The organism is Nonomuraea sp. NPDC050547, from assembly GCF_044457345.1.
GTDB lineage: Bacteria > Actinomycetota > Actinomycetes > Streptosporangiales > Streptosporangiaceae > Nonomuraea.
Genome location: NZ_JBITGW010000019.1, coordinates 78,788 through 91,719, shown reverse-complemented (window position 1 = coordinate 91,719; position 12,932 = coordinate 78,788). Strand labels below are relative to the sequence as shown.

The following is a 12,932-nucleotide window of genomic DNA, read 5'->3' as shown; positions in this document are numbered from 1 at the left end:
ATGCGCCCCAACCGCCGCATCGTTCCCTACCTGTTCGCGGCTCCGGCCCTGCTGCTGTTCGGCTTCGCGGTCCTCGCGCCCGCGCTCGCCACCGGCGCCTTCAGCCTGACCGAGTGGTCGGGGTTCGGGCCGATGGAATTCGTCGGCCTCGACAACTTCGTGCGGGCCGCGCGCGACACCGTGTTCGTCAACTCGTTCCTGCACGTCGCGGTCTACATCGCGGTCACCATCGTCCTGGAGGTGGCGGTCGGCCTGGCCCTCGCCGGGGTACTGGTGACCAGGCGCGGCGGGTCGCCGTGGTTCCGCGTGGCGCTCTTCACCCCGGTCATGCTGCCGATGGTGGTGGTCGCCGTCCTCTGGGGGTTCGTCTACAACGGCGACTTCGGCCTGGTCAACGCCGCCCTCAAGGCCATCGGGCTCGGGGACCTGAGCCGGGTGTGGCTGGGCGACCCGGCCACGGCCCTGCTGGCGGTGTGCGTGGTGTCCGGCTGGGTCTACGCGGGCTTCTACATGGCGATCTTCTACGCGGCGTTCGCCCAGATCCCCGGCGAGGTCGTCGAGGCCGCCCGGCTCGACGGGGCCGGAGAGCTGACGATCTTCCGCAGGGTCAAGGTGCCGATGATCCGCAACGCGGTCGAGGTGTGCGTGCTGCTGTGCGTGACCGGAGGGTTCCAGAGCTTCGACCTGTTCTACGTGCTCACCGGTGGCGGGCCGTACAACGTCACCGAGATCCCGACGACGTACCTCACACGCGTGGTCTTCCGTGACGGCGAGGTCGGATACGGCTCCGCGATGGCGGTGCTGATGACCGCCGTCGTCGTGCTGATCGGCCTGGCGTTCATGCGGTCGCGGTTGAGGAAAGCCTCGTGAAGCGCCTCACCACAGTCCTGCTCGGCGCGGTCGCGGTGGCGTTCTTCCTGCCGCTGATCTGGATGGTCGCGTCCAGCTTCAAGTCCAATCCGCAGATCTTCGCCAGCCCCTTCGCACTGCCCTCCTCGTTGGACTTCGGCAGGTGGGCCGAGGCGTGGGAGGTGGGCGGCATCGGTTCTTACGCGCTCAACAGCGTCATCGTCACCACCGTGACGGTGGGGCTGATCCTGTTGCTGGGCTCGGCGGCGGCATTCGCGTTCAGCCGCTTCGAGTTCCGCGGGCGCGGGCTGTTCATGGGGCTGCTCGCGCTCGGGCTGCTGTTGCCGCTGCAGTCGTACTTCATCGCGCAGAGCACCATGTTCACCGAGCTCGCGCTCAACGACACCCGGTGGGCGCTCATCGTGCCCTACACCGCCATGGGGTTGCCGCTGGCGACGTACCTGCTCAAGGTGTACCTGGACGCGCTGCCCGCCGAGCTGTTCGACGCCGCCCGGGTGGACGGCGCCGGCGACCTGCGGCTCTACCTCCTCATCGCGCTGCCGCTCCTGCGGCCCGGCCTCGCGACCGTGGCGGTGTTCTCGGCGCTGGCGTGCTGGAACGAGTTCCTGCTCGCGCTGCTCTACATCCAGGACGACTCGCTGAAGACCATCCCGACGGGGTTGCTGGCCTTCTCCAGCCGGTACGTCACCGACTACGGCCTGCTGTTCTCCGCCCTGTCGATCATCACGCTGCCGATGATCGCGGTCTACGTGGTCTTCAACCGGCAGGTGGTCAGCGGGATCACCGCGGGGAGCCTCAAGTAGCGCCCGGCTCACGGGCCAGAGGAGGGTGAAACGAGATCCTCGCCGACGTCGGCATCCAGACCTTACTCACCGGCATCCGAATGCCACGGATGAACTCCATCATGGAGCGGTGGGTGCTGACCCGCCGCCGCGAACTCCTGGACCGCTGCCTGATCTGGAACGAACACCACCTACGCCGCGCTCTGGCCGAGCACGAGAAGTTCTACGACGAGCATCGCGCCCATCAAGCCCTCGACCAGACGGCTCCACTCCGCGCCACCTCCGAACCAGCGCGCATCATCGACCTGAACGTCCGCCGATGCGACCGGCTCGGAGGAATCCTCCACGAGTACAAACACGCAGCTTGAACTGCACGGACGTAATTTTCGGCAGGCGCAAGGCTGAGAGCAGGATAATTCGGCCTCACCCTTCCTGCTGGAAGGGTGAGGCAGATGCGAGGGTGTCAGTGTGCGTAGACGTTAGGAGGAGGGGAGTTCACCTGGACGGTTCTGTAGTTGAACACCCGTGTACCGCCCTGCGTCCATGCGTTATTGAAGGAGGTGACGTTTCCGTTTTGAATGTTGACGCGCGCGTTGAAAACGATCCACGTCACTCCGGGGGTGTATGGAGGCGTCGTCAGAGATCCGGTGTACCGGTAGTGGGTGCGGTCGACCGGCAGCAGATTGGCGAGGTTGATGTCGCCGTGCGATTTCAGCTGGTCGGTCACCCTTGGTGGGTCGGTCAGGAACGCGTCGAAGGTGGTCGAAGTGAAGATGTTCGGGTCGGTCTTCGACTGCACTGCGAGAACTAAGGTCTGCCCGCCGGCCGACTCGTGCTGGAGATGCGCCTCGATGGGGGACACGGCGTCGCCGGCGAACCGATGCTCGGACAATCCGTGGAAGTGCACGTTGAGGAGTTTGTAATGCACACCGGCATAGGTGACGTAGAGGTCGGCGTTGTTGACCTTGAATTTCATCTCATCGTTGGATGACGTCTGCCCTTGGGGTGCGGCGTCGTGGAATTCGAATACTCCGCTCAGCAGGGTGCTGTAGGTGGCGGGAATGATGAGCTGGTCGGCGGTACCCGATATCGCACAGGCCCGATCGATCTCCACGGGGCTGGCGACGGCGGAGTCGGTTCCGGGTGGACATACTGCGACGCCCTGCGCGGATGCTGTCCCCGGGACGCCGACCAGGGCGATGAGGGTGAAGAAGGCGACGGCTAATCGATAGATACGTACCGGCATGCGCAAACCTTCCGCGAACGGCCCTCTTATATGCGACAAGGGCTCAAATGGTGAGCCTCATCATCAAATAAGAGGGGCATGGGGAGATGACTCCTACTGCGATTTCCGGTTCCTCGAACACCCTGCGTCTGACCTCCAGGCAGGTCGTCGGCGCGCCAGTCTCCACGGTGAAGTCGGCGGTCAGCGTGGCGAGCTTCTTCACCGTCTCGCTGGTCGTGAGCACGCCGCTGTCGATCACGATGACCTGGAGGAGCTCGCCGAAGATTTCGGCGTCCGGTCTCTGATTGATCCGGTCGCGCGGGAAGGCGCGAATGCTGGAATTCCCACGCACTGTCTGCGGATGACGTTCGCCGTCATCTGTCATTCTGTTCTCCGTGTTCTGCAGGATGCCTTTTCGTGATATCGGGCCAGCCCCCCGTACGGAAGCTTTCTGCACGAATGGCGCAGGATTTCCGCACGCTGTGACAAATCATGGCAACGACAGCGTTCTGGTGCCGTGAGGGCGGTGGTGCCGAGGCTCCGGCGCCGAGCAGCAGGGATCATCCTCGTGAACATGGTCAGGACGCTCGGGACTGTGGCCGTCACGCGCTGACCCGGAGGTGGCTGTCTACCGTGGTCAGGAGTGCGGGGATCGCCGTGACATCCCGGAGATCGGTCCGGCGTGGTGAGCATCGGGGTGCGTGCCGGATGCGAGGCTTCGTGCGAGGACTGTGTGGAATCCCCGGCACGCCGCGTCAAGGAGATGGTGACGGGCCGGAGGGCGTCCGCAGGGAGCGGCGGTAGGTGCTGGGGCTGGTGCCGAAGGTTTGGCGGAAGGCCCGGGAGAAGGACGATGGGCTGGTGAATCCCCAGCGGGCGCCGATCACCTGAACGGGCTGCCGGAGCCAGGCGGGGTCGGCCAGATCGGTCCGGCACTGTTGCAGGCGGCGTCGCCGTATGTGCGCGGCCACGCTCTCCCCACGGCTTTCGAAAAGGGAGTACAGGGTGCGGAGAGAGACGTTGTGGGAGGCCGCGATGGTTTGTGGTGCCAGATGGAGGTCGGCGAGGTTGTGGTCGATGAAGGCGTCGATACGCCGCAGCAGCACCTGTTTCCGGGTTTCGATCGGGAGACGATCCCAGGCGTCGAGCTGCTGGGCCAGCAGTCCGGAGACGAGTTCGAGTATCGACCGCTCCAATGCACGTAGTTGTGGTGTCGCGCAGTGCGCGGCGTGGGTGTCGAGGGATGTGAGGAACCGGCGGAGGATGGGACCGATGCCGTGGCGCAGGATGAACCGGCAGCCCAGCGCAGCGTCGAGCCGGTCAGCCGGGAGACTGATCATCGTGCGGGGGATGTGCACGATGATCACCCCGGTCCCTTTCTTGTCAGGGGTTCCGGCGGCGTAGGGGTGGGAGGTGTCGAATAAGACCGCGTCCCCGGCCGCCAGGTCGCTCCCGGTGCGCCGCTGGGAGATCCCCTTGCGACCGTACATGATCATCCCGAGTAGATAGTGCTCCGGATCGCTGCGGCGGATCAGCGCGGGCGTACGCCATGCCCGGTGGGCGGCATGGCTGTGCCACGAGACCTCGACCTGCCCCAGGCTCAGGACACAGGTTCGCGATCGGAACCCGGCGGGGTCATCAATGGCCAGGATATGGGGAGCCACGGTCCTGGACACCACATCCTGGTACCAGTCGGCCCTGTCCTTGGGCACAACCTCGTCCGTGGACATCCGCACCCACACGACGGTCTCCTCTCATAGAGCGCTGGACTGGGTGAGCATGCTGGTCTGGGCGTCGACGACCCAGTAGGGTGCCCGGCTTCTCGCGGGACAGAACGGCCAGAGCGATGTCGGCGGTGAGTTCGTCACACAGGCCCGGTGGTGCGCTCACCCTCGTCACGCTACGCCGCCAACCGTCCCGACACCCTTGGGCAACCAGGGCGATCCAAAGATCTACTACGCTCGACATCATCGGCCCAACGAAGCCCTAGCGATCAACCGTCGAGCTCTCCACCAAAGCCGGGGCGATTCAGTGGCGGCTGTCGCCCTGCTTGATCCGGCGAATCGTCCGCGGCGCCCTGTCTGGCTGCGCGATCCTGTCCCTTTGCCAATCTTTCGGAGGATGCAGGGCGCGGCAGTCAGACGTCGCCGAACATGCGGTTCTTGTCGCTCTCAGGAACGTCAAGAGCGCGCAGTGCCTGGTTCAGGGAGCCTTCCTCGAAGCCGAAATGAGCCTTCATCGCGGCCTTGATGTCGTTGATCTGCTGGAAGAGCTGCTGTGGTGAGGATTGCGGATCGTCGAGGCTCAGCTGGAAGTCGGTGAGCAGGCGTGCGAGGGTCTCGTGCTCGCGGCTCAGGCGGGCGATCGTAGGCTCAAGTTCGGGCATCTGCCGCAGCAAGGCCGGGAAGAAGTCGCTGTCCTCGCTGCGGTGATGGCTGCCCAGGGCGGTGCAGAAGGTGTAGCAGAAGTCGCGGAGTTCGGGTTTGAGGCTTTGGGCTCGTTCGCCGGAGCGGATGGCCCTGCGGGCGTCTTCCAGCGCCCTTTCCAGGCGGTGGTGCACGTCCTGCAACTCCCGATGCCAGGCGAAGATGCGGTTGCTCAGCATGACGGTGCTCTGCGGAAGTCGTCGGCGTGCTCGTCGGCCCACTGCGCGAAACCCCGGGCGGACAGCCCGGTGAGCTGCTCGACGGCGGGTGACACGGTGGCGGGCACTCCGGCGGTGGCGGCCCACATGGCCAGGAGCTCGTCGATGATGGAGCCGGGCATACCGTAGCGGGTCATCCGCTCACGGGCCTGGTCCGGTGTCTCCTCGACGAAGGAGAGCTCACGGCCCAGCGCGCGGGCGAGGATGGCGACCTGCTCGCGGAAGGTCAGCGACTGCGGCCCGGTGAGCGAGTAGCGCCGGCCCGCGTGTCCGCCCCTGAGAACGATCGCGGCGACGGCGGCGAGGTCGGCCTCGTGGACGGGTGCGGTCGCCGCGTCCGGGTACGGGGCACGGACCGCGCCCTGGTATCGGATCATGTCGCCCCAGTGCCGCAACGCGTTGGAGGCGTAGGCGCTGGGCCGCAGATGGGTCCATTCCAGCCCGGCGTCGGTGAGCGGCCGCTCCACGTGGGCGGGGTCGTCGTCGAGCCCGGAGACCACCACGACCCGCTTGACCCCGGCACGTCCGGCGGACGCGGCGAATCCGCCGGCCGCCCGCCCGGCGGAGAACAGGTACACCGCTTCCACGCCGGTCAGCGCCGGCGCCAGCGACGCCGGCTCGCCCAGCTCGCCGCCGGCCACCTGCACACCGGGCGGCTGGTTCGCGGTCTCTGGACGGCGGCTGAGCGCGCGCACCTCGGCGCCGTCCCTGCGCAGCGTGGTGATGAGGTGCCGCCCCACCAGACCGGTCGCTCCGGTGATCAGAATCATTCCTGCCGTCCTTCCGCTGCCGGTGTTTGGCCGCGGTTGTTCGCGGCGAGCAGTTTCGGTAGCTGTTCCAGCAGGCTCTCGTGCCAGGCGATCTCGGCCCGCAGGCGGGCCGTGATGTGATCGAAGGTCATCGGCTCCAGCCCACGCAGGTACGGCTCGGCCTGCTCGCGCTGGTGCCGCCAGGCCGTCAGCCGGGCGATCAGCGCGTCGCGCCGGCCGCCGATCACTGCCCGCAGGTCCTGTTCGGCGAGATCGTCGGCGTAGTGCAGCGCGAGATCCACCGGGTCAGGCCGCAGCCGGACCTCGCGCAGCGTCCGGTCGCGCAGCGCGATGAACTCCTCGCGCCCGGCCGCGGTGAGCGCGTACACCGTCCGCGCCGGACCCGCCGCCTGCTCGGTACGGACCACCTCGATCGCGCCCTCGGCGACCAGCCGGTGCAAGGCCCCATACAGCGAGCCCACCTTGATGTCGGTCCACAGCTCCGTGCGATCCAGTTGCGCCTGCCGGCGGATCTGATGCCCGTGCATCGGACCGCGCAGCAGGGCGCCGAGCACGAACGTGCGAATGTCACTCACCCGGCTACTCAAACACGAGTAGCTCCGGCTAGTCAAACGCGAGTAGTACAAGCGAGTCGTTGGTCAGATACGTCTCCCCTGGGGTCGCGGGATACCTGTTGTCATCTGGCAAGATAGCGATCACGAACCGGGTGCGACCTCACGTCGCAACCACGGTTTCTCCCGGTCTCCGATTCAGGTAGGCCAGCACAGCCAGCACACGGCGATGAGTGTCGTTGGTGGCCTCGATGTCGAGCTTGGCGAAGATAGCCGCGATGTGCTTGCCGACAGTGCCCTCGCTGACGAACAGCTCCCCGGCGATGGCCGCGTTCGAGCGTCCCTGCGCCATGAGCTGGAGTACGTCCCGCTCGCGCGGGGTCAGCCGGGCCACCGGGTGCCGCGGCGAGGTGCCGCCGAGCAGCTTGGCGATCACCTCTGGATCCATCGCGGTTCCGCCGGAGGCGACCCTTCGCAGGGCGTCGACGAAGTGGCCGGTGTCGAAGACGCTGTGCTTGAGGAGGTAGCCGACGCCGCCGGCGCCGTCTGCCAGCAGTTCCCTGGCGTAGATCTGCTCGACGTACTGCGACAGCACGAGCACCGGGAATCCGGGGTGGCGCCGGCGCGCCTCCAGAGCGGCCCGTACGCCCTCGTCGGTGAAGGTGGGCGGCAACCGTACGTCGACGATCGCCAGGTCAGCCCCTTGCTCGGTGACCGCGTCCAGCAAGTCCTCACCGGTGTCAACGGCGGCCACGACGGTGATGTCGTGTGCCTTCAGCAGGTGGATGAGCCCTTCTCGGAGGAGGAAGGCGTCCTCGGCGAGGACAACGCGCATGGGATCTCCAAGGTCGCTACGGTGGGCCCGCCAGGCGGGCTGACGAGCGTGAGGACGCCGTCGAATCCCTCAAGGCGGCGCCGGATGCCGTACAGGCCGCCACCAGACCCGGCTGCCGCGCCGCCTCTCCCGTCATCGGTCACGGTAGCCTTCAGGACGCCGTTGGTGTGCCGTAAGTCCACCAGGACCTTCGAAGCCTCAGCGTGCTTGGCGACGTTGGCCAGCAGTTCGCTGACCGCGAAGTAGACCGCCGCCTCGATCGGCGGAGCGACCTGGCCGCCGACGATCGCCCTCACCTCTGCGTCCAGCGGCGCATCGAGGGCGAGGGTACGTACGGCGTCCGCGAGCCCTCGGTCGGCGAGCACCGGCGGGTGGATGCCGCGGATGAGCTCGCGCAGTTCGCCGAGCGCGCTCACCGACAGGGCCTTGGCCTTGGCCACCATCTCCTTGGCGGCCTCCGGGTCTCGCGCGATGAGATCTTCGACCGCGCCCAAGGTCATGCCCACGGCGATCCATCGGGTTTGCGCGCCATCGTGCAGGTCTCGTTCGATGCGCCGCAACTCGGCGGCCTGCGCGTCGCTGAGCTGTGTCCGGCTGGTGGTCAACTCTCCGATCCGCTGGCTCATCACCGCTGCCTTGGAAGGAGCCAGGAGCAACCGGCTCAGGCGGGCATGCCAGCGCAGGACCAGGGGGGCGATGGCGATGCCCAACGCGGCGGCGGCCATACCGGCGACCGGCGCCGGCACCCCGGCCAGCGCCGGCATGGAGGCGTGGAGCAGGTCGTCAGGAGACCAGGGCACCTGCCAGCCGACTGAGCGGAGAAGGTGGATCCACACCCACAGCCAGCAGATCACGAAGCCGCCGGCGATAAGCGCGGCCGGCCCAGCAAGCACGACAGCGACGGGAAGCTCCAGCGACAGCCACGCGAGATCACGCCAAGAGGCGGGATCGCGTACGATCCACTGCCACCGTCGCGCGCGGGCAGCGGACTCCCGCGTGCGATGCACGGTGCCGAATTCTCCCCACATCGTCCGGTATGACCCGTTGTGGTCTGGCTGGGGCGGCAGCGGTTCCCCGCGGTAGGGCTCGGCGATTCGTACGCCTGTCCACGCGCCCAGTCGCACCCGGCGCCAGGATACGTAGCGGCGTCCGGCCAGCACCGCGTCCGGCCACAGCCGCGTCGCCGTCAGGACGATCGCCAGCACCTGAACCACCGCCAGCACCACCGCCATGAAGGCCAGCGCCACGCTCGCGCACAGCCGCAGACCGGTGAGCACGCGCGGTCCGAGCACCTGGCCCGCGTTGGCGCGTGCGGGCGCGAGTAGCGCTCCGGTCCAACGGGCGTGCCAGCGCAGCGCCGCCGGGCCCACGGCGATGCCGAGCAGTACGGCGGCGCCACCGAGAGCCGGACGCTGCAGCCACACCACGACGAGACCACCGCTGATCAGCGCCGGCGTCAGCAATGCCAGCGGTCCGCCGATCAGCGGATTGAGCGCCATCCACCATAGGTCGCGTGTGGTCGCGGAATCGCCGGCGATCCACCGCAGCCTCGCCAGATAGGCCGGGACGGCCGCGGAACGGTACAGATCATCGCCATCGCGATACCACCCATCGAGGTCACGCTTCGGCGAACCCGGCGCCGGATGGTAGGGGGAGGGGATCTCGACTCCGCCCCATCGCCCCGACAGCCGCCGGGCCAAAGCCGGCAGGCGACGGGCGTGCTCGAAGAAGAAGGCGGGGGACGGCAGCCCCATGTGCGCGGTCACGAACAAGACGACCAGGAGCGGCGGCCCCAGCATCGCCAGCATGACCAGGATCAGACCTCGCACGGGGGCGACGGCGTACGCACGCACCTGTGCGCATGTGCCCGCGCCGGGCCTCCACCACCCTTCCATTCGATCGATGAAACCACGCGGGTGGCCCCGACGGTATGGGTGCCAGCCCCCACCCGAGCCGGGAGCCAGGCCCATTACCCGCCCCCGCCGTCGCTCCTAGCGTGGCCACCATGACTGCCACCGCCGTGCGGCTGCACTACCTCGACCGCGTACGCGTGCTTCTGACCGTACTCGTCGTCCTGCACCATGTCGCTCTGACGTACGGAAGCTTCGCCCTGTGGTACTTCCACGAGCCGAGCATGGGAACACCGTCGCCGCCAGGTGAATGGGACCGGTTACTAGACCTTTTCCTCTTGCTCAACCAGACGTACTTCATGGGGCTGTTCTTCCTGATCTCCGCCTACCTCGTACCCGGCTCCTACGACCGCAAGGGCGGACGACGATTCCTCGCCGATCGAATGATCAGACTGGGGATCCCGCTGATCCTCGTGGTCTTCGCCGTCGTCCCGCTCGCCAAACTGCCGTTGTACCGCATGGAGAACGCCCGCGCCCCGGCCCCCTACCTCGACTTCTACCTTCGTGAACTCGAGCAGGGTCCTGGCTGGTTCCTGGTGACGCTGCTGGCCTTCGTGGCGGCCTATACCGCCATCCGGGCCCTTGGCCCGGCCCCTCGTCAACGGTCGGCCACGGCGCTACGGGCGCGCACCATCATCGGCTTCGCCGTGCTTCTCGCGGTGCTCGGCATCGCCTGGCGGGTGCTGCTGCCGGGCGTTCGCATCCCCGTACTTCAGCTTCCGGTGCCCGAATATCTCCCGCAGTACGTTTGCATGTTCACCGCCGGGTTGATCGCCTACCGCCGCGGCTGGCTGGCGACGATCCCAGCACATGCTACCGGCTGGGGATTCGCCGTCGCCGCCCTGGCGGTCGTGACGCTCTTGCCTCTCGCCCTGGGAGGCGCGGACGCGTCAGGCGATCGGCTGCTCCTCGCACGGGTGGCGCATGGGCTCTTCGACGGCGTCTACTGCGTGGGCATGTCCCTGGGAATCCTTGGGCTGTTCAGCCGGAGATTCGCCGGAGCGCCGACTCCTGTCGGCCGTTTCATGTCAGCCAACGCCTACGCCGTCTATGTCCTGCACGCGGGCGTGCTCGTGGTGGTGTCCGTCGCGATCTCCGGCCTGCCCGCCGGCGCGCTGACGAAGTTCGTACTCGCGACGGCGCTCTCGCTTCCCCTGTGCTGGGTGGTGGCGGCCATCGTCCGCACGGCACCGGTAGGTCGGCTCGTGCTCTGAGGCACGCACAGATGAATCAGTGAGAAGAGGAGGAAGTCAATCGTGAACGATGTCTCACGCCGCCGGCTCTTCGGCGGAGCGGCGGCCTGCAGCGCGGCAGCCGCTGTGGGGTTCAGCACGTCCGAAGCCTTCCCCGTGGAGGCGCCGCCCATGGGAGCGGTTCGGATACGGCCAGGCGATCCGCGCTATGAAGACCTGACCGTCCGGCGGGTGAACCAGCGCTTCGAGCCCAGACCCGAGTACTTCCACCTGGTCGGGTCCACCGACGATGTGGTCAAGGCCGTATCCGAGGCAGTCCGGGCGGGCAAGCGGGTCACCGTACGCAGCGGTGGGCACTGCTATGAGAATCTCGTCGGCGACGGCGCGCAGGTGGTGATCGACCTGTGCGAGATGTCGGAGGTGTACTTCGACGAGAGCCGAGGAGCCTTCGCGGTCGAGGCGGGGGCCACCCTGATGCAGGTCTACCGCAAGCTCTACCTGGGATGGGGGGTGACCATCCCAGGCGGCCAGTGCGGGGGCGTGGCAGCCGGAGGTCACATCGCGGGCGGTGGCTACGGTCAGCACTCTCGTCGCCTGGGGGCCGTGGTCGACTACCTGCACGCCGTCGAGGTGGTGGTCGTGGACCGCACCGGCCGATGCCGGGCGGTGATCGCCACGAGAAATCCCGAAGACCCCCATCGCGACCTGTGGTGGGCGCACACCGGAGGCGGCGGCGGGAACTTCGGGATCGTTACCCGCTATTGGATGCGTGACCCGAAGGTCGCGGGAAAAGAACCGCACACCCTGCTGCCCAAGCCTCCGCCAGCGCTCCTGGTCTGTCGGCCCGCCTGGTCGTGGGGCGACGTGTCTCGCGAATCGTTCAGCGCCCTGCTGCGTAACCACGGCGAGTGGCACGAGCGCAACAGCGATGCCGGTTCGCCTTATGCCGGGCTGTGGAGCGCCCTGCTGATCCAGAGCCGTGCCCACCGCGGCGACCCAGGCGGCATGATCCTCCCGACGATGATGGACGCCTCGGTCCCGAACGCCGAGCGCCTGCTCGGCGACTACTTCGTGAATCTGGTCCGCGGGGTGGAAGCCACCGCCCACATCCCTCAGGTGGCGCGGATGCCGTGGTACCACGCCGTCAGCAATCAAGCGCTGAACGGCGACATGGAGTCTGGGCGGTTCAAGGCGAAGTCCGCGTACCTACGTCGGCGGTTCACCGACCGACAGATCGGCGTCGCCCACGACTACCTCGGCACCCCCGGGCCTGGCGGGGTACTGGCGCTCTTCTCGTACGGCGGTCGCGTCAACGCCACGGCCTCCGACGCCACCGCCCTGGCCGAACGCGATTCCATCCTGAAAGCCCTCTACCTGGGGACGTGGACGGAAGGTGAAGGCACCCAGCATCTCCAATGGGTGCGGGCCTTCTACCAGGCGATGTACCGAAACACAGGAGGCGTGCCCGTCCCCGGCGGCGGCAATGGCGGCGCCTACGTCAACTACGCCGACACCGATCTGGCCGATCCCGCGTTGAACACCTCCGGTGTCCCCTGGTCCAGGCTCTATTACGGTGACAACTACCCGAGGCTGCAGAGGGTGAAGGCGCGATGGGACCCACTTGACATCTTCCGGCACGCGCTCTCCATCCAGCCTCATCGGTAGATGAGCACCGGATGGGGCCTGTCATCGGTGATCACCGAGATCATGGCCCGGTGGCAGGAGCGGCCAGGGCCTTGATCCGGGAGCTGTAGGCGCCGCGTTTACCGCGCCGTCGGTGACCGGCAGGTGCCGCTCGTCACGGCCGATCCAGCCGTTGCCGGGCCAGGCGGGGCGACGCTACCGGCGCGATGCGCTCGGTGGTGGTGTTCGTTCCAGATCAGGCAGCGGCCGAGAAGCTCGTGACGGCACGACTGCACCCACCGCTCCATGATCGAGTTCATCCGCGGCATCCGAATGCCGGTGAGCACCGTCTTGATGCCGCCCTCGGTGAGGATCTCGTCCGTGAGGGCCGGGAACGTCCCATCCCTGTCTCGGAGCAGAAAGCGCGCGCGGCAGCCCGCATCGTCCAGATCGCTCACCAGATTCCTGATCGCTTGGATGACCCGGCTGGCGCTCGGGTGCGCGGTGGTGCCGAGCACGCGCACCCGCC

14 protein-coding genes are annotated in these 12,932 nt (G+C 67.4%); 5 read left to right on the top strand and 9 right to left on the bottom strand.

Annotated elements, in window-relative coordinates:
• The 3 genes from ACIBHY_RS39860 to ACIBHY_RS39850 are packed head-to-tail and all read left to right on the top strand — an operon-like array spanning position 1 to position 2,020.
• The gene (locus ACIBHY_RS39860; RefSeq protein ID WP_397309422.1) at positions 1-870 is read left to right on the top strand and encodes a carbohydrate ABC transporter permease; all 870 of its coding nucleotides are present in this window, start codon (positions 1-3) and stop codon (positions 868-870) included.
• Entirely contained in the window at positions 867-1,673 is an 807-nt protein-coding gene (locus ACIBHY_RS39855) for a carbohydrate ABC transporter permease (RefSeq protein WP_397253934.1), read from the top strand. The genes ACIBHY_RS39860 and ACIBHY_RS39855 overlap by 4 nt, the downstream gene beginning before the upstream one ends.
• 35 nt (positions 1,674-1,708) lie before the next feature.
• On the top strand, positions 1,709-2,020 hold the full coding sequence (locus ACIBHY_RS39850) for an integrase core domain-containing protein (RefSeq protein ID WP_397309547.1): 312 nt from the start codon (positions 1,709-1,711) through the stop codon (positions 2,018-2,020).
• Positions 2,021-2,115: 95 nt separating this feature from the next.
• On the opposite strand, the gene ACIBHY_RS39845 is transcribed toward ACIBHY_RS39850, so the two are convergent.
• From ACIBHY_RS39845 to ACIBHY_RS39810, 8 genes are all read right to left on the bottom strand, one after another.
• Positions 2,116-2,898, bottom strand: a complete 783-nt coding sequence (locus tag ACIBHY_RS39845; protein WP_397309421.1) for a carbonic anhydrase family protein — start codon at positions 2,896-2,898, stop codon at positions 2,116-2,118.
• 43 nt (positions 2,899-2,941) lie between these two features.
• On the bottom strand, positions 2,942-3,262 hold the full coding sequence (locus ACIBHY_RS39840; RefSeq protein WP_397309420.1) for a hypothetical protein: 321 nt from the start codon (positions 3,260-3,262) through the stop codon (positions 2,942-2,944).
• Between the two features lie 370 nt (positions 3,263-3,632).
• On the bottom strand, positions 3,633-4,619 hold the full coding sequence (locus ACIBHY_RS39835) for a helix-turn-helix domain-containing protein (RefSeq protein ID WP_397309419.1): 987 nt from the start codon (positions 4,617-4,619) through the stop codon (positions 3,633-3,635).
• 395 nt (positions 4,620-5,014) lie between these two features.
• Entirely contained in the window at positions 5,015-5,482 is a 468-nt protein-coding gene (locus ACIBHY_RS39830; protein WP_397309418.1) for a hemerythrin domain-containing protein, read from the bottom strand.
• Entirely contained in the window at positions 5,476-6,291 is an 816-nt protein-coding gene (locus ACIBHY_RS39825) for an NAD(P)H-binding protein (RefSeq protein WP_397309417.1), read from the bottom strand. Before ACIBHY_RS39825 ends, ACIBHY_RS39830 begins: the two co-directional genes overlap by 7 nt.
• The gene (locus tag ACIBHY_RS39820; RefSeq protein WP_397309416.1) at positions 6,288-6,866 is read right to left on the bottom strand and encodes a PadR family transcriptional regulator; all 579 of its coding nucleotides are present in this window, start codon (positions 6,864-6,866) and stop codon (positions 6,288-6,290) included. Before ACIBHY_RS39820 ends, ACIBHY_RS39825 begins: the two co-directional genes overlap by 4 nt.
• A 139-nt stretch (positions 6,867-7,005) precedes the next feature.
• Positions 7,006-7,677, bottom strand: a complete 672-nt coding sequence (locus ACIBHY_RS39815) for a LuxR C-terminal-related transcriptional regulator (protein WP_397309415.1) — start codon at positions 7,675-7,677, stop codon at positions 7,006-7,008.
• Positions 7,617-9,485: a sensor histidine kinase gene (locus ACIBHY_RS39810; RefSeq protein ID WP_397309414.1), complete on the bottom strand. Its 1,869-nt coding sequence runs from the start codon at positions 9,483-9,485 to the stop codon at positions 7,617-7,619. Before ACIBHY_RS39810 ends, ACIBHY_RS39815 begins: the two co-directional genes overlap by 61 nt.
• Before the next feature lie 197 nt (positions 9,486-9,682).
• On the opposite strand from ACIBHY_RS39810, the gene ACIBHY_RS39805 reads away from it, so the two are divergent.
• Together ACIBHY_RS39805 and ACIBHY_RS39800 are read left to right on the top strand one after the other, a co-directional pair.
• Entirely contained in the window at positions 9,683-10,801 is a 1,119-nt protein-coding gene (locus ACIBHY_RS39805; protein WP_397309413.1) for an acyltransferase, read from the top strand.
• A 42-nt stretch (positions 10,802-10,843) separates the two neighbouring features.
• A complete protein-coding gene (locus tag ACIBHY_RS39800; protein ID WP_397309412.1) occupies positions 10,844-12,445 on the top strand; it encodes an FAD-dependent oxidoreductase in 1,602 nt (533 codons plus the stop codon).
• A gap of 98 nt (positions 12,446-12,543) precedes the next feature.
• On the opposite strand, the gene ACIBHY_RS39795 is transcribed toward ACIBHY_RS39800, so the two are convergent.
• Complete coding sequence (locus ACIBHY_RS39795) at positions 12,544-12,921, bottom strand: hypothetical protein (RefSeq protein WP_397309411.1); 378 nt, start codon at positions 12,919-12,921, stop codon at positions 12,544-12,546.
• Positions 12,922-12,932 lie beyond the last annotated feature (11 nt).